A 24,560-nucleotide genomic window follows, 5' to 3' on the forward strand; every position below is an offset into this window, starting at 1 on the left:
CGTTTATAATTTTTGCCGTGGTTACTATGAATATTAGGGTTTTGGATAATTTGGCGTCCATTGTCTCGCTTAAAGTCATTTATTTCATGAAGTCGAAGTTCAAAATCATGGAACTGTAGACGTCAAGTCGATTTTTACACTTTTTGCTCGTTTCCTTTTTACACTTCTGCTGAAAAAATGCTTTTCCGATTTTTCATCCGATGACTGTCCTCATCTTCCGCACCACGTATAACTTCCACACGATGAAGTAAGCGATCTAAAATAGCTGTGGTGATTCCTTGATCTCCAATTAAATTACCCCATTCATCTGGACTTTTATTTGAAGTTAGGATAATCGAACTTCGTTCGTATAAATGATTAATCAAATGAAAAAATAAGTTTGCTTCTCGCTGATCCATCGCCATATACATTAAATCATCGATAATCACGAGATCGGCATTCCTAATCCGTTTGAGCTGAACTTTGGATTTATTCAGATATTCTTCTGTCTTTAAAAGCTGCACAAGCTCGCCCATTGTAGCGAAGTAAACATTGAATCCTCTGTATACGGCTTCGAGTCCCAGTCCAATGGCGATATACGTTTTCCCAATGCCAGGAGGACCTAGGAGAATTAAATTGTACTGTTGCTCTAGCCAACTTAATTCTCTAAGTTGAGTAAGTTGACGGGCCGTCAGAACGTTTTGACCTTTCAGTTCGAATTCATCTAATGACTTCACGAAAGGGAAGCGTGCCCATTTCATTCTTTTTTCAAGGCTTTTCGCTTCACGTTTTCCTAATTCATATCGTGTTATAGATGCTAAGAATTCTAAGTAGGTCCACGATGCTTTTTCCGCTTCGCGAAGAAGCTGTGGCAGCTCCTCCGCAGTCTCTGATAAGCGTAACTGACGAAATTGATCTTGTAATTCATGCACAGTCCTGTTCATTATGCCCGACCTCCTAAAATACTGGTATACGCATTTAAAGAACGGGTGGAAGCCTTAATATGAGAATGTTTTGGCGAATTATTATGAAAAGATTGTACTTCTTTCATCGCTTCATCATGCAATGTATCAAGGTGGTGAGCGATATCACGAAAATCATTCGCATTGTATAGTTTCTCTGTCATGCATTTAGTCAACACGGTATCAATTAATACTGGATACTGTTGAATCACCTTCTGGATGATCGCAAACTGGTCTCGACGATACCTCGGGTATCTTTGGCTGATCTTATTAAAATAAGCAGCTGCCTGTGTCGGATCTTCAAAGTAAGAGATTAGACGTTGCTTAAGTTCTTCAATCCCTTTCGAACGATCACGGGTATGATGGCGGTTTTGAATAAGTTTTCCTTTTTCTGAGCTAATAATGTGTTCGGCAATGATTTTACCATTTGCTTCTTTTCGTATCACGAGTGTTTGTTGCTCGTCGCCTATCACTTCAACCCATACAAGATTTTCAGTCATTGTTTGATAAGTCCCAAGTGGGACGGAATAACGGTTTGACTTATAACGAATCGTGTTGTCCTTACTTACACTTCTTGTTATACTTTGTTTGTTGCTACTTTCATATGAAAGTAACGAAGGGACTGGCTGTAAGTGTTGCTTTTCGAGGAGAAACACTTCTACTGGTCTTTTTTTCGTTGTTTGGTGAACCTGATGGTTCCCGGTACGTTGAAGCCACTGTAATGCTCGATCATTCCAATCTTCTATGTTGCTAAACACCCGACTGTCTGCGAAATTGCCTTTTATGTATTTCACTACATTTTCAATCATCCCTTTAGATTCCGGATCGGCTCTTCTGCACAAGTAGATTTTGAATTTTCGTTCATTCACATAACTTTGAAACTCAGCTGTTAAAAGTAGCTGTCCTGCATTTTCACTCACTGTGATTAAATGATCCTGATCATAGACGATTTCTTCTGTTCGTCCTCCGTAAAACTGGAATGCATTTTCATGACATCGAATCGCATCTCTTGTGGTAAATGGACGTGCCTGCCATTCCATATATTTATGCCTGGAATGAGCGAGTACAAAGGCAATAAAGTACAGTTTGATTTCTTTGTTGTCCATTGTCTTCTGTTTTGTTTCGCCCCAGTCTACTTGAAGTTGTTTTCCCATTGGTTGTTCAGGAACTGCTTCATATTGACGTACAATAACCTTTTTCTCAATCTGATAAAATTCACGAATGTCTTTCACATAAGATCTCACAGTACTTCCACCGACCAATAGGTCGGGATATCTCTCCAAAAGCCAATCATGAATTTGAGCACTACTCAGGTGAGGATACTCTTCTAGCCAGGCAAGTATCCAGTCTTTATAGGGATCTAGTTTTTTCTTCTTCCCCAAAAGTTGTTCAGTGTAAACTCTTGCCTCATCAAATGTCATTTCTAAATATTTATAAACAGTTGGTCTTGAGATCTTAAGCTCCTTAGCGATTTGTGCTACTTTAAATTTTCTTCTATGCAGTTCATGAATCTTTATATACAACACTAACTTCTCCTCCAAAACCCTAACCTCCAGTAAAATAGCGTTAACATCTATTTTACTAAAGTAATAGGTTGATAGAGCAAAAGTGTAAAATCCTATCAAGCGAAAACTGTCAACTTTATTCTAGCGTTTACAGGAACATCACATTGGCGAGTATTGGACCTAAAATCGTACCCTGCCTTAATCCAATCCCGTTATATTTTTCTTTTGGTTGTATCAAATCAATCCACATTAACCGTTTTATACATTTTAGAAATGCTAAATCATGTATATTATGGTTTGATTTTAACTTATCTAACACTTTGTCGATTTGTACGGTATCAAAGTATTCTTTTAAGTCGCAATCATAGATATGACCTTCGTTATTGTATTGTAAAGTAGTTGCGATATAGGACATACATTCTTGAGCGTTTCGATTCTTTCTAAAACCAAAACTTTCAGGATTGAAATGTGCTTCAAGAATTGGTTCTAAGATATTCCTCACACATTGCTGTGCAATTCTATCGAATAAGTTTGTAATGCCCAATGGTCGCATCTTCCCGTTGCTTTTTGGTATCATCACACGTCTTGCTTTACCTTGTTTTGAACCAAATAACCGATTTTTAACTTCCTTTATAACGACATCAATATCGAGCTTCATAATGTTGTTAAATGTTAGACCGTCTGGACCTGCTGTTTTCTTACCTTTATTGCTACCTATAATTTTAATTGAACAAATAATATTTACTTCGTCTATGACGTATTGCCATAAGTGGTTAAATCGTGTTTTGGTTAATGCTTTATCAAATAATATTTGCTCGATATCGTTAATACCATATCGCCAAATATCTTTTTCTTTGACCTTCAACCGTATCGCCTTCTTTCCACATGGGATAGCGATTACTATTGATGTTAGACTTGGGGCCTTCCCTCCACTTCCATTACAAAGCTTCAACAGTACTATGCCCCTACTGACTCCCCTATTCATGCTCTTTCATGCGATTCGCAATCCCCAAGCGATTACTAAACGTTAGGGGTCTCAAACGTTCCGATATTACTAGGTATATAACTGTACTTAGGTTCCACCTTTATCCCGACTATACCTTTTCAGTAGAACAACCCATTAGTTCTATCCATCAGAATCCCATACGATAAATCCTTTGGAATATAGTTAATTAGACAACATTTCTATTGCCCGCTCTACGAGACGTACATTCAGTGGTTCGTCATTAGTTATCTAAATTCTAACCATATACAGCTGCCCAGCCCGCACCATATTCACAGTAGTGTTTAACCTTTCCTCAGCTTGTCCTGTTAGGGCTACTTAGTGCGACTTTACCCGACTTCACACAACCTGTTACCAGAATTGCATGTGGGAGTATTAGCTTCCATCTAGTCACGGAGATTATTTGGGTTCTCCGCCGTGGTGTCGTAATATCAGTTGTTGTTAGCAAAATTTATGCTAACCCTGCCAATCCCTTCGCCTTAAGCGATTTCTGGCAAACGTTTCATACCGTATAAGAGGCTACAATATTTCCAGATGCATCGGTTAATGCTACAACGTCTTTATGTTCATTAAGGACATAGTAATAGGTTCATTGTCAATGGACGACCGGAGTCATCATAGCTGTATTCTGCAATGATGGCACCTGCTGAATTGGTCTCAAACAACATCTGGCCTTCATCATAATGATAATAAAGGCCTTATGTCTAACTATTGCTTTGCCAAGTAAAAAAAGTGTCAGCCCACTGTTAAGGCTAACACTGAAAAATTAATTTTATTTTTTACATTTTATGATCATTTTTATCAAGTATTTTTTAATAAATATATAAATCTACCGCAAATTCTGCACCTATATCATTTGCAAAAGTTATAAAGCTACTATCTAGAGCAATAGCAGGCTTTTCATCTTCCTCAACGTTAATGACAACAAGAAATAAATAATCTAAATCATATGTTGTCTTTAGCTCTTTTAAAATATTTTTCTTATTTCGAAGAAGACTTATAAGCTTACTTAATTGACACATTATATCAAAAGAGTGTTCGTAGTCAGTATGAATCCACCAATTCGTATCTTTTCTTTTGATGGGTGCTTTCGGAACTTCTTCCCCTTTTATCCAATACCCATGAGGCTCAATACCGAGTCTCTGTGTAACAACATTAGGGTCAAAAATATCACCAATTATAACAAATTCAGCATTAACATTTGTCGCCATTATTGTTTACTCCTTTTTATTTAATACGTAAGTGGGTTGTAATAGGTTCACCCTTACCTCCTTTTCTGTATATCAACAATCTACCTGTATTTTTATCAACATAAATATCGTAATGCGCTATATTTTTTCTGCCAACGTATTCATTCTTCAAAGAATGGGCATCTATCCCCTTTCTCTTCAGGTAATTATCTTTAACCATCTGTATACTCTTTTTCTTTTTCTTCTTTTGTTTCTTTTTAAGCGCAGATTTATTTTTATAGTTTTTCTTAATCTTCCCTTTATATTTTTTAGCCGCATATTTAACACCTTTTTTCTGAACATACCTAACAACATAACGACCACCTGTATAGACAAGCACTGCTACATATGGATTTTCTCCATCTGGATCATCCAACATCACCGGGTTATTTTGAACATAAGCATACGGATGCTGGCTGAGAGGATCATTCACTTCTCCTGGTTGTGGGTCAATAGTGAGAAAAACCCCTTCTTTTGACTCGTAGTATCGTGCCAGGAGATAATATAACCCTGTCTCATTATCATGTCGGTAGGAAGCATAGCGATAAGGGTTCACATCCGCCATCGCCCCATTTTTCGAGAGAATATTTCCCCATGCATCGTACGTATAAGAAGCTACAATATTTCCAGATACATCGGTTAATGCCACAACGTCTTTATGTTCATTAAGGACATAGTAGTAAGTTTTCCCATCCCTTGTCATCATCAATGGACGACCATAGTCATCATAACTGTACTCTGCGGTGATTGCGCCTGCTGAATCAGTTTCAAACAATACCTGATCTTCATCATAATGGTAATATGTCGTCTGACCGTTGACGGTCTTGCTGATACAGCGCCCATCTTCATTATAAGTGTATTTCGCTACCGTCTGACCGCTGAGTGTCTGGATTTCGACCAGCTCATTCAGTTTATTATATACATACTTGTATTGACTATCCAGTGTCCGGTTGCCGTTTTCATCATAACTGTAGGTATTGGAACCTGCTGTCTTCAATTGATTATTTGCGTTATACGTATACGACTTAGTAATCGTTTGTCCATCTTTTACTGTTGTCTTCTTTGTTCTATTGCCCACAGCGTCATATTCATAAGATACTGCTATTCCATCTACTGTTTTCTCTTTTGTCAACTGATTGTTAGCATCATACTCGTATGTGGCAGTTCCATCCTTAAAAGTAACGGACGTAATGTTGCCTCTTGTATCATATTCATAGGTAAAGGTATCGAACTCTGTTGTCCCTTTTTTCGTTTCCAACGTCTTCAGCTGTCCCGCTGCGTCGTATTTAAACACAGACGAGATACCATTGACGTAGGAGATTTTTTCTAATTCATCCGTTTTGTTGTATGTTAAAGTTGCCTGACTGGCCCCGTTGCGTTTAAGATGTGTCAACCGTTCTAGTTTATCTATGGTATAGGCTTGTGTAAAAGCTTGAGTGCCAGAGCGGCCTATAACAGAAGTAGCTACTCCCGTACTGTCATATCCATACTCAACGGATTGGTTTCCAAGTATAGATTTTTTCACCTTTTCATTCTTATCGTAAGTGAATGTCTTTTTTGCCCCAGTGGCAACGTTCAAAATGGAGTCTACATTTCCATTGGCATCATAAGTGTAGGTCCACTTTCTTGAACCATTTACCGCCACATGTTCCAGTTGATTATTCTTATCATAAATATTCTGTAGTCGATCACCAGATGGATGTATGGTTTCATTTTATTTAATTATCGATTAATTTCTTTATTTTTTAGCTGTGTTAATCTTTAATGTTGATTTTCGAATAAAAAAGTAAGGAAAGCACTAATACTGAGGCTTTCCTTATAAAATCACTTATTTTTCTGGACCACCAACATATTTAGTTTGACCGCCCCAAAAGTCATTAAGGTTGTTCCACCATTTTAATGAATCTTGCTTTAAAAATTGCTTAAAAACACTTGTATCTATTTTGTCAGTAAGAAGTTGATTTTGCATATCTTCCAATAATCCAATTGTTGAAGCCTCTTTAACATAGTCGTCACCACTTGTGTGCAGTAATTCTATTACTTCAAACACTGCTGGGAACTCGTCTATTTTGTTTTGTTTGTATAAATCTATAATGTGAGCAGAGAAATCGGATAGGTCGATATAAAGTAAATGTTCTTCTCCCGTTTCATAATTATCTTTAACATATTCTTCCCATCTTGTTTGATAAGATGGGCACGCTTGTAGGAGTAGTTTCATTACTTCATTTGTAGAAATTTCGTTTTTCACTGTACATCACCCTTCTAAGGAATTAATTTCAACTCGTTTAAGATGAAGATTGTTTTTGGCAGAGACTGCACATTAAATTTTGACATACGCAAACTATCATAAGTATCCGTCATTTCAATTACAAATGATGACAATAGAAACTCCTTGATGTTGTGTTTAGTGCTTTCTTTACCTTTATTCCATATTTAACTTCTAACCTTGTTGCTGTTGCCAAACTACCGTCCCCTACTGTGCCTTTTGGACGATACATTTCATTCAAGGTTTTTCGAAGCGCCTTGTTTTTTGCAAACTTTCGTGGATGAGCGATTTTACCTTTGTATTTTTTGGAAGCGTATTTAACACCTATTTTCGCAACAGAACTATTAATCATAAAGCGCCTAGAATGTTTCTAGACGCCCTTAATAATAAGCATTTCTATAGGCATTTATTTCTTTATAGGAAGTAAAACAGCTACATAAACATGTCTCCAATTTCATCAATTAACTCTTCTAATTTAATTCCTATCTCATTTGGATTGTCATCACTGTCTAGACCTATCCGAATAAACTCTACAAGTATTGCCTCACGTAACTCATTTCCTAAATCTTGATCTATATAGATATAGTCATCAGTGTCTAGTATCCATAAAAGATCAGGTCTATTCGATTGGAGACATTGTCTCAATAAAGGTAATAATTCTTCATTTACTCTTATCATATTCTTGAATCCTTTCTATTTCTTCCTAAATCCTTTCGAGCTCTTAGCATAAGTAGTTATTACTTTTCCCTTCGCATTCAAAACCACAACTGCGTATTTCCCGACATACTTAGTCCTTCCTCCCGATTGCTTTTGTATCTTCTTTGGATTTCTAATAGCATTCAGAATAGCTTTGGAAGATACACCTCTTCCCCCATCCCTTCCTATAGCTTGATTTATTCCATGTTTGGTATAACCCGTTACCTTTCTAGCTACAGCTTTCGGTGATTTTTTCTTTACTGTGTGCTTGACCTTGATCTTACCTTTGTATTTCTTTGCTGTATTCTTCAACGATTTTTTAAGACTCTGTTTTACAACCCAACGCCCACCTACATAGACAAGCACTGCTACATAAGGATTTTCTCCATCCGGATCATCTAGCATAACAGGATTGTTTTGAACGTAAACATATGGATGCTGACTAATTGGGTCTTTAGCTTCTCCTGATTGTGGATCAATAGTGAGAAAAAACCCTTCTTTTGACTCGTAGTATCGTGCCAGGAGATAATATAACCCTGTCTCATTATCATGTCGGTAGGAAGCATAGCGATAAGGGTTTATATCCGCCATTGCCTCACTTTTTGAGAGATTATTCTCCCATGTATCCTATCTAGTCATTTACACCCTTAGCTTGATGGACATGGAGTTCCTACCAACAAAACACGAAAAACATACACGAAACAAATTTCGATATAAAAAAGCCGATTCCCTATGCTTAGGCATCGACTTTTCGACCTAGTGTTAATTAAAAATAACTTAACATTAGGATGGAATCAGTAAGTAAAACGTGTTGCAATTACTTCTCAATTCCTAAACCAGTAACTACAAAGTGTGAATCTAATTTTCCAGGAGTAAATATTCTCCAGAACTCTTCTTCTGTTGACTCATCCGGAAATATTTCCAATGAGATATTATCTGTAAATGAGATTCTCAAACCACCTAGAGGATCCGAGTTAAGTGAGTTAATATATATTTTCCCACAATATTTTTTTTTAAAATCCTTTAATAATTCATCAAACCTATTCTCCCCTATTATATCCCAGTCAAATTCATTATCACTATTCCAATTTGACTTAGGTACATATATATCTCTTGAGGCAGTAATGATTTTATTCTCCTTAATTAATCTCCAGGTACATTGGATATGCAAAACAAACTCAGAGGATTTCAAACTATCTCCTCTTTTGTTAACTGTAGTAATAGATTTTCCAAATCCAAACCAAACCATATTTGAATTTCTCCCTATCTCATTAAGTGGAAATCCTACAAGGTTTCTACAATAATTTTCAATTTCAAATTGCAACATTATTTTACTCCTCCATTTGTTTTTACCAAGTCCCTGATTTAATTTCCCTAGCAATTTCATCGATTTGTCTATATCCATAATTTCTTCCTGATATAGCGTCATGAAGTTCTCTTCTCTGTGCCTTTGAAAGTTTATGTTTACTTACAATTGCATTAACTTGGCGATTTTGAGCCTGATTATTTCTTCGGGTTCCTTTGTTTTCCCTTTTCTTTTTTTCTTTGTAACCTTTTTAGTTGGTAATTTACCCTTGTAGTTTCTTTGAATTTTTCCTTTATATTTTTAGCGGCATATTTAACGCCTTTTTTCTTAACATACCTAACAACGTAACGACCACTTACATAAACAAGCACTACTACATAAGGATTTTCTCCATCTGGATCATCCAACATCACTGGGTTATTTTGAACGTAAACATACGGGTGCTGATTAAGAGGATCATTCACTTCTCCTGGTTGTGGGTCAATAGTGAGAAAAACTCCTTCTTTCGGCTCGTAGTATCGTGCAAAGAGACAATATACCCCTGTCTCATTATCATGTTGGTAGGAAGCATAGCGATAAGGGTTTATATCCACCATCGCTCCATTTTTCGAGAGAATATTCCCCCATGCATCGTACGTAGCTGATACGGCGGCTTTCTTCATCAATAATCTTCGTTAATTTCTAATAAACATTTATTCAAATCTTCTTTAACCCCATCTTTACAAATCATTACAATATTAAATGGAACAGGAGAAGACGAAAAATCATCAAATTGTTCTCCATCTTTCCATTCTTGAATAGTAGCATTCATTATTTCAAAAAAGGTTAGTAACTCTTCCTTTTGAGCAGATAATATACACTCACTATTATCGAAAACAAGCAAAAAACCTTTATTGGGCAACCAATCCAAGTCATTTATACATTCATCAAATCCGTCCCAATTATCTGTAAAATAGTCTGGGAAATTCATTTTTATTTTAAATTCTTCAAACAACCCCCATTTATCTACACACTTTCCCCCATCAATTAAAATGATATTTAATTCATTTTTTAATTCTTTATTATTTAAAATTTCAAGGGACTGAACATCAGATGTCGATAAAATACGGATAGCTGAATTTTCTAGTTTAGTAAAATCAATTGAAACCATTTTCGCTACTCTCCTTCTGTTATTTTCTTCTTACAACCATCAAAACGGAAAGCTTCAAGTAATTACATCTCCACTGGCGCCTTGATCCCTAGCAGCCTCAACCCTTCCGCTAACACAATCGTCACCGCTTTCACTAAAGCAAGCCGGCTTTCTTTTTCTGCATCATCTACTAAAATTTTGACGTGGCTATAGTATTTATTAAATTCTTGAGATAGGTCAATCACATATTTGGCGATTTGAGACGGTTCGTATTGCTGCAAACTTCTTTCAATCACAGCAGGAAACTCCATTAATAATTTGATCACGGCCCAGCTATAGTCATCATTCAAGCCAGCTGGAGAATTGATTTCGCACTCCGATTTTCTCATAATTGAACAAGCTCTCGCATGTGTGTATTGCACGTATGGGCCAGTCGTTCCTTCAAACTTCAGCATATCTTCAAGCGAGAACTCAATATTTCCTTGCCGCTCCTGTTTTAAATCGTGAAAAATAATCGCTCCAACACCGACAGCTTTTGCTACTTCTTCTTTCCGAGCAAGTTGCGGATTTTTCTCTTCAATGCTTTGCTTCGCTAATTCAATCGCTTCTTCAATCACTCGCTCAAGGAGCACGACTTTCCCTTTTCTCGTCGACATCTTTTTCCCATCTTTTAGAATAAAGCCGAACGGAATATGAACCATGCCTTTTGCCCATTCGTAGCCCATCTTTTCAAGTGTGAGAAAGACTTGCTTAAAATGCAGACTTTGTTCGTGTCCCACGACATATAACGCTTGGTCAAACTGATAATGATGTTGTCTATAAATCGCAGCCGTTAAATCCCGCGTTGCATACAGAGTTGCACCATCTGACTTTTTGATTAGGCACGGCGGCAAATCATCTTGTTGCAAATCAACGACTTCAGCTCCATCCGACTCTTGAAGCAAGCCCTTATCTTGCAATAACTGAACCGTTTCATCCATGCTCTCATTATAAAAGGCTTCCCCATTCAGCGAATCAAAGCGGATATCCATTAAGTCATAGATCTTAGAAAACTCAATAAGGGACTCGTCCTTAAACCATTTCCACAACCGCTTCGCTTCTTCGTCTCCATCTTCTAACTTTTTAAACCACATTCTTGCCTCTACCTCTAGACTAGGCTCATATTCCGCCTCGTCGTGAAACGTCACATATAGACGTAACAATTCTTGAATGGGCTGTTGTTTGACTTGCTCTTCGCTGCCCCAGCGTTTATAAGCGGTAATTAGCTTTCCAAACTGTGTGCCCCAGTCACCGAGATGGTTAATCCGAACGGTTTGATACCCTGATTTTTCTGCAATATTGGCAATCGCATTTCCGATCACAGTAGAGCGCAAATGCCCCATCGAAAACGGCTTAGCAATATTCGGCGAGGAGAAATCCATCGTAATCACTTTTCCTTGACCATAGGTTGAATGACCGTAATTCGCTCCTTGCTGCAAAATATCGGTGAGCACATACTCGCTAACGATTTGTTTCTTTAAAAAGCCGTTCACATACGCTCCATTCGCTATCACTGTATCAAACAATGGGTGCTCAATCTGGCTCGCTAAATCAGCGGCAATCAACTGCGGTGATTTCTTCATCAGTTTCGCTAATGAAAAACAAGGGAAAGCGACATCCCCCTGCTCTGCATATTTCGGCTTTTCGATCATCGCCATAATTTCTTCTAGTGCCACTACATTGTCTAACTTAACAGCAATTTCTTCCGCAAATATTTTCATTACTTCCATCTCCTCACATCCCTTTCTAAAAAATAAAAAATCCCGCCTCTAAAAATAGAGACGAGATTGAAATAACCCGCGGTACCACTCTGATTGTTCCTAAAGAACCAGCTTTACTTTATAACGGGGGTGATCCCCGGCCCACCCTACTTCGTTTCAGGCGGCTTCTCAGAAGTGCGCTTCATTTAGATCAGACTATCAGGCTTCCACCATCCCCGACTCGCTTTCAGACCCTATCTAAACTACTCTCTTCATCATGGAAATTTTCATTATTTTTTGATATTATATACAATTGTTAAAGGAAATACAATCATCAGTTTAAACATGAGAGGAAGATTCCTATTTTAACCGACCAATTGAAAGAAAAAGCAAAAACAATCGGACGCGTCCCAACTAACTATGAGCTTGAAATTGAAGATTATCGCGAACATGAAACAGACAGTCGTTCTGTATTTTTATGGAAAGACCCAAGTGATGATGACAAGGGGATCTGGATTGAATTAGATAAAGATAGTCATTTGATTAAATTGGCAAAGAATGCTATCTCAGACAACAAAGAAAGCTCTTTATCAAACGAACAGTTAAAAGAAATCGCCTTGCATTTTGCCCTCGAACATTATCCAGAAGCTCTGAAGCTTTTTACCTTTAAAAAAATAGATGAATTAAAAAATGGAGACTTACGATTTACTTTTAACCAAGAAAAATTAGAGCTACCGCTTCCTAACACAGGCTTTTCTGTTCGTATCACAAAGGCTGGAGAAATCGTCGGCTTTCGTTACGATGGCGTGGCTAAAAAAATCGTTTCCCCTGAAAAAATCATCAATAAAGAGGAAGCAAAAAGTACATTAGTAAATGAATTAGAAATGGAAGCAATGATCACCGTTCTTAGCAAAGAAATATATGAAAATGGGGATGATTTGCCCCATCTCGTATTTGAACCGAACTTGCGATTCCATCAACTACTAGCTAATGGTACAACCCCACAATTTGAACAAGAGGAAGACACCCCTAAACAGCTTGTCCCATTGGCCAAGCCATCCAAAACATCAACGAAGGACATCGATACTTTTATCGGCTTAGATCGATCAGCTTTCAAATTGATTCGTGAGCAAGATATGGGAGATGTGATCGGTACGGTTTGGCGGATGGACAAAGATGAGCCAGAAAAGGTCTCTAGTCGTAGTTTTGATGATTTCTTTCAGCAACGAAATGACCACACCATTAAATTGCAGGTGGATAAAAATAGTAAACAGCTAAAAGGGATGTTTTCTTTCTTGGAACGAGAAGGAGATTTACAATTAAGTCTTGCTGAGTGTGAAGATATCGCTCTGCAATTTTTATATCATCTTTACCCAAAAGCAGATCAGTATTTTCGGATGAAGTCAGACCCCCAAGCGGACGAAACAAACGCTTGGTTTCATTTTGAGCTATACCACGGAGGCGTTCACGTAAGGTTTGGGTTCGTCAGCATCACCGTTAATCGAACGACGGGACACATTGATCATTATCTCGGGCCGGAAATTCATCCTGAATTGATCACCTCGCTTCCGCTCGAACCAACTGTTTCTGAGGAAAAGGCAAAACAATTGTTCACTCGCTTTTTTGATGTCGAGCTACAGTGGGAGAAAGAATACGTGGAAGACTCCGAAGATTATTATCAACTTGTTTACAAACCAGTGTATCCAAACTTGACAGGTGAATTCGCGTTTATTGAAGCGGTAAACGGTGAGATCATCGTAGGGAAAGATTTATATTGATGAAGAAAGCCTGCTAAACGAAGCAGGCTTTTTGTATAGGAGATTTAGGCCCTTTCTGAAACGATCACCTTCTCAATCTCATAATTGATCTCAAGAAATTTCACCCCAAAGATCCACATTTGATGATGAGCCATTAATTGATCGGCTGATTTTTCCTTAATGATAAATGTTTCGGCAAGCGGTAAGCGAATGACAGCCAGCGGAGTGTGTAAATAAATTCCTTCGTCTCCGTTTCCTGTTGTTCTGCCTTTGCTCGAAAGAATTAAATCTTTCCCATCATTTTCAAAGCGCAAAATGCCCGTCATATTAGAGAATGGCAGCGGCAAAGCGATATTCATATAGGCTTCCTCTTCATAGGTATGCTGTGAATAAAGAGCAACAAAAATCGTTTCTCCTTTATCATTATTGCGAACCCAAGCACGAACACGCTCTCTGCCGTCGTTATTTGATTGAACAGCTACAATATCACCTGTCATCATCTCCCAGCGCCCACCAGCTGATAGATGAATTTGCTGTACGTGCCGACTGACTTTTTCATATAAAAAGGCTAGAGGTTTAAACCATGAAGCCCATTGAATGAACGCCTTTAACTGATAATTTTCTGTCTGTTCGTAAAACTGAGAGATCGATGGCGCTAGCTTTTGTTTATCAAAATGCTTGGAGCAAAAATGCCCCATATCGTCGACAAGCCCATGATATGTACGTTCATCTATTAATTTTTTCCTTGTAAGAAACCGCTCACTAATGATCGAATCGCCGAAAATTCGGCTCATTGGCTTGCCATAATAAGCACGTCCATTAGATGGCCCTTCTATAAGCCAGCCCATTAATGCGGGCAAAACAACTCCAAACGCGTTGACTGCACCATGAATAAAGATCATTTGTTTAATAGTCAACCCTCCTGAAAAGCCCAGTCTGCCGTACGCATAAAGAAAGGAAAAGAAAATCGTTACAAGCAACACAGCTGAAGAAAACGTTATAAGCAACTTGGCCCATTTGTTGCGAAAATCAGCTTTAACAACAAAGAAACCATACATATACAGAGCGATGGCATACACGACAACAGCAATGAATTCAATCCAACGTGAAAACGTGATACCTACAGCAATCGTCATGGGCGAGACGATGATGAGCATCAAGATGAACGAATAGAGTGAATTTTTTCCACTGATCTTTCTCCCGAGCAACCCGCTAATAATCGGAATAATAAAGGCGGAATAATGAAAATGAACGGCGGTTAACAAAATCGTTTCTCTAGAAAAATGCATGATCGGTAGTTCAGCCACATAAGCAAAAAACCAAAAGCCACCAAGCCCCAAATAGATCCAGCCACTGTCGATGGCGACTTCTGTAACCGGCCGTACACCTCTCTCCAACAGCCGAAGAACCCCAAACAAGGAAGCACCAATCGTATAAGCAAACCAAATACATGCAAGTATCGTAAAATGCCCAATGATAGCAAAATAGGCTGAGAGAACAGCCGGAACATAAAAGATAGAAAGAAGTTTCGCAAGCCGCATCCTCTGGCCATCTCTTTTGTACTGATCCGTCAATTCCCAAGTGATTGGTACGAATATCAACATCGATAATAATAACAACATCTCTGCTGGATGAATCGACTCCCATTGACTAATGATGTATAGCGAAAAGAGAATGAACCCTATGGTCACTTTGCTTCTCACAGCTGCTCACACTCCACTTCATGAAAATAGCCTTTATAATAAAATAAAGTACCAACTAGAGGATTACTAACATGGACCTCCACATGAAAACAGCCCTTATCCTCTTGAAATGATTCAATAATTGAGGCATTCCCATACAAAAATGTAGGTAAAGGGATGTTCTTTCCAAATAACTTCAACCACTGTTTATTAGATGAAATATGTAAACACCCCTCTGTATCAACCTGAAAATCGAGAGTGGATACTAAAAATGACGGAATTCCGAAATCATCGATAATCTTCCTTTTCTTTGAATCCAAATACATGACCGCATCAAAATGCCGTTCCTTTTTATCAAATGTAAAATAGCGGTTCCACCTCACATGCTCACGACCATTTCCTGCTTTATATGCCGTATTTTTAATAAAAAACGGAATGTCCCTTCCTCTTTCTGAAAAAAAGAGACGCCGTTTCACTCCCCATTGAAACAGCGGACGAATAAAGCGACTCCCTCCGGAAATCTCCTCCATCTTTCCTTGTCCATAAAAGCTTTTTTCTGTCGTAATCGTATAGCGATGCTGTAACATCGGATGTAGCTTAGTAAATGAATCGCCTAAAATAGTTTGATAAATCGATGGCATCTCACTTCATCCCCTTTCTCTTTCTAACCGTTTTACTTGGTTGTGGCAAATCGCTACTGTTGACATACCCAATGATTGAAATAAGGACGAGTGCCACATTAAGTGAAAGCGGGTTAAACGGATGCACAAAACTCGCCGGATTAGCGATCCAAACTAATAAAGTCATAAGTCCGATTAACATCGCATGGAATAGAAATAATTTTCTCTTTTGAAAAGGAAGTAGCCATACAAGGCCGAATGCTATTTCGATTCCGCCAACCAATCGAATCGCCGCCCCAGCATCAATCGGTAACGAAGCAAGTGAAAGTAACATTTTCACTTCTTCTGGATGAACAGCGATAATTTTCGGCACAAGCCCTTGATATATCCAAATAAAGCTCAGCAAAAAACAAACGAACGAATAGGTTAAAGCTTTGTGAAGAAGTAATTTTGGGTGATAGCCTTTTTCAAGCCAAAGCTTCAATGCCTCAAAGCTCCAAGCTGTCGCCCAACCAAGTAGCGGCCGAAACAGCCAAGCATCAATCACTTTGCCAACTTTACCGAAGTTCGTCTCATAGTTATATTGTGTTTCGAATTGGATGGCGTTTCCTACCGGCGTGTATTTCCAATACCCTCTCCCTAAACGAATTAAAGAAAGTGGATGATCCGTCCAAAATTTTAATGACGATACTCTCTCTCCTGTTTTTTGCTGAACTTCCCCTACCGTTTCTCCTTTTCCAGCAATCTCAAGACCAAAACCAATCTTTGTTTTATATAAAAACTGCTGGGGCTCGCCCTCTTTTTTATCGAGATATGAGATTTCCGTAAATCGTACGTCCCACTCTTTATGCAACTCTGGCTGTTGCGTATACTTCCATAATTCTTCCATGGATGCATTGATTTTTGTCTGTACATAAATGGGGGGTTGCTTGTTCATTTCTACACCTCCTATTGGTAATTATCAGGAAGGTGTTCTTATTTGTAAAGCTTTACTTTCATACCAGTTTTAACAAACAAAAAAACACCTCCAATCACTGGAGGTGCCAAACATTAAGCGGCCACATCTCTTTTCGAGAAGATAAAGAAAGCTAGCAAGTGAAAAATAACGAAGTAAACAGCAAGGACTACAAGGGAGAATTGCAATGTCATACCTTCTACCATCACTTGACCTGTTTCATATCCTAGTAAATTCGTATTAGCGAATAATGAATATTTTGCCCAATCATATTTCATGGCAATCATCATCGTCACATTAGAACCCATGAATAATAAGAATAAAGAAATCCCAATCGCTAACGAGCTATTACGGAAGACCGCTGAAATCATAAAGGCCATTGTAGCAATCATAAAGATGTCAACTGAGCTTAATAAATAATATTTGAATAGATACAAGATTAAGCTTTGTTCAACAACCTTTCCACCTTCATAAGCTAGATGAACGGTTTCACCATCTGTTCCGAACAAGATCGCTCCAACTAAAGAAGAGAATAGGAATAAAATACTAATCATTAACAATCCAAATAAAATAACGGTAACATATTTAGAAAAAAGAATTTTCGAACGACTTAGCGGGCGAATTAACAGCAACTTAATCGTGCCCCAACTGTATTCACTAGCGACAATTCCTGCCGCAATAATAATCATAAATAAACCAGCAAAACTAAGGAAGGCCGTACTATTATCTACAAATGACCACATCGTTGTTTTCGTATCTAATGGAACATTTTCTGCTAAGCGGTATTCATTAATTTTGATTTCTTCTTGGATTCGTTCTTTTCCTTCTTTATACATATTCGGGTTATCTTTTAACTGTTTTTGTGAAGCGGCTATATCAGCTTGAACCACTTCTTCCCATGCTGGCTGTTTCCCCGTTTGCTTGCTTTCATCGTATTTTAAATAAGCCGCAAAAGCGCTGACCATTAAAATTAACAGTCCGATCATGACGTACGTTCCTGGTCGTTTAAACATTTTAATCCATTCGTTTTGTATTAACCGAAACATTACACTAATACCTCCTGTTTCTCTGTAATTTCTAAGAAGCGTTCTTCTAGTGATTTCGATACTGGTTTCACTTCGTAAATACGAATGCCTCGTTCAGCGAGCAACGTCACGATATCTGGAATTTGCTCTTTATCACTTTCCATCACAAGCTGACCTTCAACAATTTTCACTTGCCCATTCGGGAAGAATTGCTTCACGTATTTCACTGCATCCTCGACATGATTCACCTCAAAGGAATACATTTCTAATTCATCTTCCATCCAATTGTGGACCGATTGTACATCAATTAGCTTCCCTTTTTGAATAATGGCGATTCGATCACACATCATTTCCATTTCCGCTAATAGATGACTCGATACGATAACCGCCAAGCCTCGCTTTTCTGCTAGCTCTCGCACGTGCTGACGAATTTCTTTAATTCCCGCTGGATCTAGCCCATTCGTCGGTTCATCCAAAATTAATACTTTCGGATCATGAAGCAGAGATTGAGCAATCCCAAGACGTTGGCGCATCCCGAGCGAGTACGTCTTCACTTTGTCATGGATACGCTCACTTAACCCGACAAACTTGACCACTTCATCAATCTTTTCTTTTGTGATTCCTTTATGCATGCGAGCATATTGTTGCAAGTTTTCATATCCCGATAAAAACTTATACATTTCCGGGTTTTCAACGATCGCTCCAATATTCTCAACCGCCTTTTCAAACTCTGTTTGAATGCTATGGCCACAAATCGCGATATCGCCTTCTGATAGCTTCATTAATCCAACAATCATACGAATCGTTGTCGTTTTCCCGGCTCCATTCGGTCCAAGAAACCCAAACACTTCTCCTTTTTGAATAGTAAAACTTAGCGAATCGATAATTTTTTTCCCTTTAATCGTTTTTGAGACGTTTTTCAATTCCACTACTGCGGTCATCATTGACCCTCCTTCACAAAATTACTTTTCAACCATTGTAAAACAGAAATTCCCTGTTCTTCACGCAAGCTTTCCACATGGCAATGTGCCTTAATGCTTCCTTCTTTGATTACTAACGCTTCATCCAAAATCGGTTCAATCTCAGTGATTTCATGAGTCGTAATAATCACCGTTTGCTCACCGAAATCGATGAATGAAACAAGCCCTTTCACAATCGTGTCACGCACCATCGGGTCGAGACCGATAAACGGTTCATCCAGCAAGAGAACAGGTGCTTGACGGGAAAGGACAAGCAGAAGCTTCAGACGGCCTTGTTGCCCCTTCGACAGCTTCGCGATTTTCTGATCGAGATCTAGTTCTAAAAATGCTAGTAATTCTTGCGACTTTTCAATTGAAAAATCCGGATATTGCGAGGAAAAATAATCGATCATCTGCCTTACTTTCAAACCAGGATAAACCATTCCTTCACTGGCAAGAAAGGCGACATCTGAAGCAATGCTTCGATCCACTCGACGACCGTTAATTAACACTTCTCCTGTTGTTGGAAACACAAGTCCGGCACCCATTTTCATCATCGTAGACTTTCCACTACCGTTGGGTCCAAGAATGCCGTACACTTTTCCTTTTTCAAAAGTGAAAGTCATGTCATCTAGTGCTTTTCTTTTGCCATATTGCTTAGAGACATGATTAAATTCAATCATTTCCTTCCTCCTCTCCGTTTAAAAACTGATCAATCGCTTCCGTAATTTCACTATCTTTCACACCAATGTCACGCATGTTTTGAATGAATTGGTGAATCATTTCTTGTTGGATGTTCACTCTTAGCTTTCGTTTCATCTCTGCTTGTTCCGTCATAAACGTTCCCTGCCCTCTTTTCGTTTCTACGACTCCCATGCGTTCCAACTCCCCATACGTTCTTTGAATGGTATTTGGATTGACTCCCGACTGAATCGCCATTTCTCGAACAGAAGGAAGTTTTTCTCCCGATTGAATGTCTCCTCGAACAAACTGTTGAATAATTCGATCGGCAATTTGACTATAAATCGGCTTCGATGTTTTGAATTCTTCAACCATTGATTACACCTCAACTTTCCGATCAAGCAACCAGCAAGATACAACATATAAACCAGCAATGTATAACAGAGAAAAGATGATCGGCCACACTGGAATACCTTCTATAGGTGTAGTAACCGTAAGTCCCATCATCATTGGTCCTAGCCAATCTGCCACTGGAATGATCCAACTATTAAATAGCTTTTGAATGACAGCTTGGTCGGCTATCCAAGTGATGATTGCGTTCATTACGATATAAAGAACGATCAAGAGAAGCCAACGAACTTTCTTTAACGCTGGAAATACATTGAGAGCATGATAAATCGACCAAAAGAACAAGCCTAAAAAAGTGAAATGAAACGACACTAGTAAGATCACCACATTAACTAGAAAACCCTCTGCATAAGGAATTTCTTGACTAGGGCTGTTCACAAACTCTACTGGGAATTCAATAAAGAAGGCGATCAGCGCCAACACATCGACTAACACTAAAGAAGCTAACGTTACGACTAAAGCAATCAGCAATTTAGAAAACATCAATTTAGATGCCCGAGCTGTTCCATGCAGCCAATATTGCCCCTTCTCCTCTTGCCTCAATAGCACCATTAGCGCAACCGGAAAAAGCGCGATATGGGCCATATAAGTTAAAGAGAGAAAAACAAAAATGTAATCAAAAATACCTTGAGAAGCAAAGAAGCTCGCTCCTCCGATAAAAAGCACGACTTCTGCTATTAACCCGATAAGCAGCAGATCTTTCACTAATAAAAAATCCTTTTTTAACAACCCGCCAAGCATGATGATCCCTCCGTGTATCACTGTACTAGTTACATAGTACACTAAGACAAAACGACCCGTCAACCCTTTTTTTCCAAAAGGACCATCAAAATGGAATGGCTGTGTCTATGTATGAAACGAAAAGCCCGTTTTGCTTCATCTGTTTTACAAAAACGGGCTCTTCATTTCTAACCATGTTAACTTTGTGATTCATTTCCTTTAAGCAAACATTACAGATTTTGAGCTTCGATTTTCTCCATTTCCTTTTTCCTCTTCCTTGCAATATATTCACGTCCTGTTAGCCAATACCCTAGTAAGAATACGACTCCTAATACCCCTGTTAATAGTAACGCCTTATCACTAACATCTATAAATAAGTTAGTCATTTTCCCATATATTAAAAACGCTATATACAATATTGGTAAAACCACTCCCCAATAGGCTTGCTCTCTTCTTGAAAGATAATGTTGGGCTGTAAAAATGACAACTGCTGCTATAAATGGAGTTAGATCACTCATTAAATGTCCTCTCTCTCTTTTTTATATTTATCAATAATGATTTTGGCAACTTCTAAACTTATCCGTTCATCGATGACTAAATTCTTTATAAGATTCACAAATTCAACATCGCCTTCTTTACTATGAAGTTCAATCTTTTTGATTAAACCGTCTAACTTTGCTCGAACCGTTGGATAAGATACATCATAATCTTTAGCCATCTCCTTTAAAGAACCAGAGTTCAAAACGAATTTTCTAATAAACTCTACGTTTTCTTTATCTAACGCCAACAGCCAAGATGGAATCTCATTTCTTTCCATAACATCCCTCCTTATTAATAATATTAAATTAAACTTTAATATTATTCAAGTTTTTTTAAATATTTTTTAAAATGATGTCTTTTTAAATTAAAAGAAGCCACCCTGCAACATGCAGGATGACTCTGATTAATCGTTCACACGAGTGATTTGGATATCTTTCAATTGCTCACGTACAACATAGCTTGCCATAATCAAGCCGCAAGTGGACGGCACAAAAGCATTAGAGGCAGGCGGCATTTTCGCTTTACGAATATCCGCATCTTCTTTCCCAACGACTTTACGTACATCTTCCCGAATGACAATCGGACTTTCATCGGAGAAGACAACCGGGATGCCTTTTCTAATCCCTTCTTTACGCAAGCGCGTACGAACGACTTTCGCAATTGGATCGGTATGTGTTTTAGAAATATCGGTAATTTGGAAGCGGGTCGGGTCGAGCTTGTTCGCCGCTCCCATACTTGAAATGATCGGAATGTTTCGGCTTAAACACTCTTTCATTAAATGAATTTTATACGAAATCGTGTCCGAGGCATCAACGACAAAGTCTAAGTCATAGCTAAAAAATTGCTCATATGTTTCTTCTGTATAAAACATTTTCAAGGCAATCACTTCACACTCTGGATTAATATCAGCAATTCGCTCTTTCATAACATCTACTTTCGACTCACCGACTGTTGATAACAAAGCAGGTAACTGACGGTTCACGTTCGTAATATCTATCGTATCTTTATCAACAAGTACAAGACGCCCGACACCGGAACGAGCCAGTGCTTCGGCCGAAAATGAACCGACACCGCCAATACCGAGGATCGCTACCGTTGTATTTTTTAATCGATCAAGCCCTTCTTTTCCAAAGGCTAGCTCATTACGAGAAAATTGATGTAACATTATAGACCACTCCATGTCTTTATATTCTCTTATTTCAGATAGGATTAATCATACTTGAAATTGATCGCTCATTCAATATCTTTCCCCTATTTCCCCATGAAAAAGCGGAGGACTTTTTACTGAAGCATACAGAAAAGGGACTGTCACAGAAGGTCAGTTTTCACTGACTTTCTGGACAGTCCCTGGTATTTAAGAAGAAGGGTAAGTCCCAATCGTGCCGTCCTATGGATCTATATGTTTTGAACCCGCTCTTCGCAGGTGGGTGTCCTGTAGTAAGTGTTATACGTCCTCAAGCCATGGAGGCGTGTATGCTGCTTACAAACCCGGACTCCCTAAACATATATTGTTCGGTCAAAACAGATAGTAAATGAAACGAACACATCAGGACTTACCGTTATTGAAGTAATGATAACATATCGATTTCTTCATTTCAACTAATTAACTATCTGAACATTCGATTATTTTTTCGCTGTTAATCGAACGGCTAAGTGTAATTCTTCTAGTTGGTTGCCGCTTACTTCGCTTGGTGCGTCCATTAGGACATCACTTGCGCTCGCTGTTTTCGGGAATGCGATCGTGTCACGAAGGTTTGTGCGGTCAGTTAATAGCATTACTAGTCGATCTAATCCAAGCGCAATTCCACCGTGTGGAGGTGTACCATATTCAAATGCTTCAAGTAAGAAGCCGAATTGCTCTTTCGCTTCCTCTTCTGTAAAACCAAGAAGCTTGAACATCTTTTCTTGAATGTCGCGCTCAAAAATACGGATCGATCCGCCACCTAGCTCATAGCCGTTTAAGACGATATCGTACGCTTGTGCTTTCACCGCACCCGGGTTTTCATCCATGATCGCTAAATCTTCGCGAGCTGGCATCGTAAATGGATGGTGAGCTGCATAATAACGGCCGTCTTCTTCATTGAACTCAAGCAATGGCCAATCTGTTACCCATAGGAAGTTAAACTGATTTTCATCGATTAAGCCGCGCTCTTTTCCAAGCTTCAAGCGAAGTGCGCCTAAAGCGTCCGCTACGACTGATTTTTTATCCGCTACAAACATAAGTAAGTCGCCAGCTGTCGCTTCTGCTGCCGCTGAAATTTGCGCTTGCTCTTCCTCAGTGAAGAATTTAATGATTGGGCCTTTTAAGCCATCTTCCTCTACCTTCATCCAAGCAAGACCTTTTGCTCCGTAAATCGCCGCAAATTCTGTTAAATGATCGATATCTTTACGAGAGTAGTCGATGCCGCCGCCTTTTACGTTGATCATTTTCACTTGACCACCGCTTGATGCTGTGCTTGCGAACACTTTAAAGCCTGAACCTTTGACGATCTCGGATACATCAATTAGCTCCATTCCAAAGCGAGTATCTGGCTTGTCTGAACCGAAACGGCTCATCGCTTCATCATAAGACATTCTCGGGAAGGCTTCTGTAATTTCTACAGCTTTCACGCGTTTCATAATACGCTTTAACATCTCTTCTGTCATCGCCATAATATCTTCTTGGCTCATAAAGCTTGCTTCGATGTCAATTTGCGTAAATTCCGGTTGACGATCCGCACGTAAATCTTCATCACGGAAGCAGCGAGCGATTTGATAATAACGGTCAAATCCAGATACCATTAATAATTGCTTGAAAATTTGTGGAGACTGTGGCAACGCATAAAACTCGCCTTCGTGCACACGGCTCGGTACTAAATAATCACGCGCGCCTTCTGGTGTACTTTTTGTTAAAATTGGCGTTTCCACATCAAGGAAGCCGTTCTCATCTAAATAATCACGCATCGTTTTTGTAATGTCACTACGCATTTTGAATGTTTCATACATCACCGGGCGACGAAGATCCATGTAACGATACTTTAAACGAATATCTTCTGACACTTCCATATCATCCTCAATCATAAATGGAGGTGTTTTTGCTTCGCTTAAAATTGTGACTTGTTCTACTTCAATTTCAATTTTTCCAGTCGCAATATTTTCATTTACTGTACTTTCATCACGCGCAATGACTGTTCCTTGAATATCAAGTACGTATTCATTACGAATCTTTTCAGCTAACGCCAAAGCTTCTGCCGACGTTTTTTGGTCAAATACGATTTGCACAATACCTGTGCGGTCGCGAAAATCGATGAAAATAACGCCACCTAAATCTCTTCGACGTTGTACCCACCCTTTTAACGTCACCTTTTCTCCAATTTGTTTCTCTGTTATTTCTCCACAATAATACGATCTTCCAAACAT

At 38.7% G+C, this 24,560-nt stretch carries 26 protein-coding genes, 1 other RNA gene and 1 other annotated feature; of the genes, 1 reads left to right on the forward strand and 26 read right to left on the reverse strand.

The window, feature by feature from the left end:
- Positions 1-158 precede the first annotated feature (158 nt).
- The 13 genes from istB to argS form a co-directional block, all read right to left on the reverse strand.
- Positions 159-923: an IS21-like element IS643 family helper ATPase IstB gene (gene istB, locus ACSVDJ_RS12405; RefSeq protein ID WP_439171295.1), complete on the reverse strand. Its 765-nt coding sequence runs from the start codon at positions 921-923 to the stop codon at positions 159-161.
- Complete coding sequence (gene istA / locus ACSVDJ_RS12410) at positions 923-2,467, reverse strand: IS21 family transposase (protein WP_439171296.1); 1,545 nt, start codon at positions 2,465-2,467, stop codon at positions 923-925. Before istA ends, istB begins: the two co-directional genes overlap by 1 nt.
- 127 nt (positions 2,468-2,594) lie before the next feature.
- Positions 2,595-3,311 carry a reverse transcriptase domain-containing protein gene (locus tag ACSVDJ_RS12415; protein WP_439170027.1) on the reverse strand — a complete coding sequence of 239 codons (717 nt, stop codon included), beginning with the start codon at positions 3,309-3,311 and terminating at the stop codon, positions 2,595-2,597.
- 950 nt (positions 3,312-4,261) lie between these two features.
- A complete protein-coding gene (locus ACSVDJ_RS12420) occupies positions 4,262-4,660 on the reverse strand; it encodes a DUF4279 domain-containing protein (RefSeq protein WP_439170026.1) in 399 nt (132 codons plus the stop codon).
- 16 nt (positions 4,661-4,676) lie between these two features.
- The gene (locus ACSVDJ_RS12425) at positions 4,677-6,323 is read right to left on the reverse strand and encodes an RHS repeat-associated core domain-containing protein (protein ID WP_439170025.1); all 1,647 of its coding nucleotides are present in this window, start codon (positions 6,321-6,323) and stop codon (positions 4,677-4,679) included.
- Positions 6,324-6,506: 183 nt separating this feature from the next.
- Positions 6,507-6,926 carry a DUF7674 family protein gene (locus ACSVDJ_RS12430; protein WP_439170024.1) on the reverse strand — a complete coding sequence of 140 codons (420 nt, stop codon included), beginning with the start codon at positions 6,924-6,926 and terminating at the stop codon, positions 6,507-6,509.
- A gap of 118 nt (positions 6,927-7,044) precedes the next feature.
- Positions 7,045-7,296, reverse strand: coding sequence for a hypothetical protein (locus ACSVDJ_RS12435; protein WP_439170023.1), 252 nt, complete (start codon positions 7,294-7,296; stop codon positions 7,045-7,047).
- Between the two features lie 80 nt (positions 7,297-7,376).
- Positions 7,377-7,622 carry a hypothetical protein gene (locus ACSVDJ_RS12440; RefSeq protein WP_439170022.1) on the reverse strand — a complete coding sequence of 82 codons (246 nt, stop codon included), beginning with the start codon at positions 7,620-7,622 and terminating at the stop codon, positions 7,377-7,379.
- Positions 7,623-7,637: 15 nt separating this feature from the next.
- Entirely contained in the window at positions 7,638-8,231 is a 594-nt protein-coding gene (locus ACSVDJ_RS12445; RefSeq protein ID WP_439170021.1) for an RHS repeat-associated core domain-containing protein, read from the reverse strand.
- A 226-nt stretch (positions 8,232-8,457) separates the two neighbouring features.
- On the reverse strand, positions 8,458-9,069 hold the full coding sequence (locus tag ACSVDJ_RS12450; protein WP_439170020.1) for a hypothetical protein: 612 nt from the start codon (positions 9,067-9,069) through the stop codon (positions 8,458-8,460).
- 74 nt (positions 9,070-9,143) lie between these two features.
- Complete coding sequence (locus ACSVDJ_RS12455) at positions 9,144-9,608, reverse strand: RHS repeat domain-containing protein (protein ID WP_439170019.1); 465 nt, start codon at positions 9,606-9,608, stop codon at positions 9,144-9,146.
- Positions 9,608-10,096, reverse strand: a complete 489-nt coding sequence (locus ACSVDJ_RS12460) for a barstar family protein (protein ID WP_439170018.1) — start codon at positions 10,094-10,096, stop codon at positions 9,608-9,610. The genes ACSVDJ_RS12455 and ACSVDJ_RS12460 overlap by 1 nt, the downstream gene beginning before the upstream one ends.
- Positions 10,097-10,158: 62 nt before the next feature.
- Positions 10,159-11,844: an arginine--tRNA ligase gene (argS, locus tag ACSVDJ_RS12465; RefSeq protein ID WP_439170017.1), complete on the reverse strand. Its 1,686-nt coding sequence runs from the start codon at positions 11,842-11,844 to the stop codon at positions 10,159-10,161.
- A gap of 44 nt (positions 11,845-11,888) precedes the next feature.
- Positions 11,889-12,102, reverse strand: a binding site (T-box leader).
- 89 nt (positions 12,103-12,191) lie between these two features.
- Between argS and ACSVDJ_RS12470 the strand changes: the two genes are divergently transcribed.
- Entirely contained in the window at positions 12,192-13,592 is a 1,401-nt protein-coding gene (locus tag ACSVDJ_RS12470) for a YcdB/YcdC domain-containing protein (protein ID WP_439170016.1), read from the forward strand.
- A 44-nt stretch (positions 13,593-13,636) separates the two neighbouring features.
- Here the strand turns inward: ACSVDJ_RS12470 and ACSVDJ_RS12475 are convergent, their stop codons facing one another.
- The 13 genes from ACSVDJ_RS12475 to aspS form a co-directional block, all read right to left on the reverse strand.
- The gene (locus ACSVDJ_RS12475; protein WP_439170049.1) at positions 13,637-15,193 is read right to left on the reverse strand and encodes a YndJ family protein; all 1,557 of its coding nucleotides are present in this window, start codon (positions 15,191-15,193) and stop codon (positions 13,637-13,639) included.
- A 77-nt stretch (positions 15,194-15,270) separates the two neighbouring features.
- Positions 15,271-15,894: a DUF4166 domain-containing protein gene (locus ACSVDJ_RS12480; protein ID WP_439170015.1), complete on the reverse strand. Its 624-nt coding sequence runs from the start codon at positions 15,892-15,894 to the stop codon at positions 15,271-15,273.
- 1 nt (position 15,895) lies between these two features.
- Positions 15,896-16,810: a DoxX-like family protein gene (locus tag ACSVDJ_RS12485; protein WP_439170014.1), complete on the reverse strand. Its 915-nt coding sequence runs from the start codon at positions 16,808-16,810 to the stop codon at positions 15,896-15,898.
- Between the two features lie 113 nt (positions 16,811-16,923).
- Positions 16,924-17,874, reverse strand: coding sequence for an ABC transporter permease (locus tag ACSVDJ_RS12490; protein ID WP_439170013.1), 951 nt, complete (start codon positions 17,872-17,874; stop codon positions 16,924-16,926).
- The gene (locus ACSVDJ_RS12495) at positions 17,874-18,794 is read right to left on the reverse strand and encodes an ABC transporter ATP-binding protein (RefSeq protein ID WP_439170048.1); all 921 of its coding nucleotides are present in this window, start codon (positions 18,792-18,794) and stop codon (positions 17,874-17,876) included. The genes ACSVDJ_RS12490 and ACSVDJ_RS12495 overlap by 1 nt, the downstream gene beginning before the upstream one ends.
- On the reverse strand, positions 18,794-19,495 hold the full coding sequence (locus tag ACSVDJ_RS12500) for an ABC transporter ATP-binding protein (RefSeq protein ID WP_439170012.1): 702 nt from the start codon (positions 19,493-19,495) through the stop codon (positions 18,794-18,796). The genes ACSVDJ_RS12495 and ACSVDJ_RS12500 overlap by 1 nt, the downstream gene beginning before the upstream one ends.
- Positions 19,488-19,868, reverse strand: coding sequence for a GntR family transcriptional regulator (locus ACSVDJ_RS12505; RefSeq protein ID WP_439170011.1), 381 nt, complete (start codon positions 19,866-19,868; stop codon positions 19,488-19,490). Before ACSVDJ_RS12505 ends, ACSVDJ_RS12500 begins: the two co-directional genes overlap by 8 nt.
- A 3-nt stretch (positions 19,869-19,871) precedes the next feature.
- A complete protein-coding gene (locus tag ACSVDJ_RS12510) occupies positions 19,872-20,642 on the reverse strand; it encodes a hypothetical protein (RefSeq protein WP_439170010.1) in 771 nt (256 codons plus the stop codon).
- A gap of 209 nt (positions 20,643-20,851) precedes the next feature.
- Complete coding sequence (locus ACSVDJ_RS12515; protein WP_439170009.1) at positions 20,852-21,139, reverse strand: hypothetical protein; 288 nt, start codon at positions 21,137-21,139, stop codon at positions 20,852-20,854.
- The gene (locus ACSVDJ_RS12520) at positions 21,139-21,438 is read right to left on the reverse strand and encodes a DUF2089 family protein (protein WP_439170008.1); all 300 of its coding nucleotides are present in this window, start codon (positions 21,436-21,438) and stop codon (positions 21,139-21,141) included. The genes ACSVDJ_RS12515 and ACSVDJ_RS12520 overlap by 1 nt, the downstream gene beginning before the upstream one ends.
- 126 nt (positions 21,439-21,564) lie before the next feature.
- Positions 21,565-22,326, reverse strand: a complete 762-nt coding sequence (locus ACSVDJ_RS12525) for a tRNA threonylcarbamoyladenosine dehydratase (protein WP_439170007.1) — start codon at positions 22,324-22,326, stop codon at positions 21,565-21,567.
- 201 nt (positions 22,327-22,527) lie between these two features.
- A non-coding RNA gene (ssrS, locus tag ACSVDJ_RS12530) (6S RNA) lies at positions 22,528-22,717 on the reverse strand.
- Positions 22,718-22,784: 67 nt separating this feature from the next.
- The gene (gene aspS, locus ACSVDJ_RS12535) at positions 22,785-24,560 is read right to left on the reverse strand and encodes an aspartate--tRNA ligase (protein WP_439170006.1); all 1,776 of its coding nucleotides are present in this window, start codon (positions 24,558-24,560) and stop codon (positions 22,785-22,787) included.

The sequence above is a fragment of the Bacillus sp. Hm123 genome (assembly GCF_051842975.2).
Classification (GTDB): Bacteria; Bacillota; Bacilli; order Bacillales; family Domibacillaceae; genus Bacillus_CE.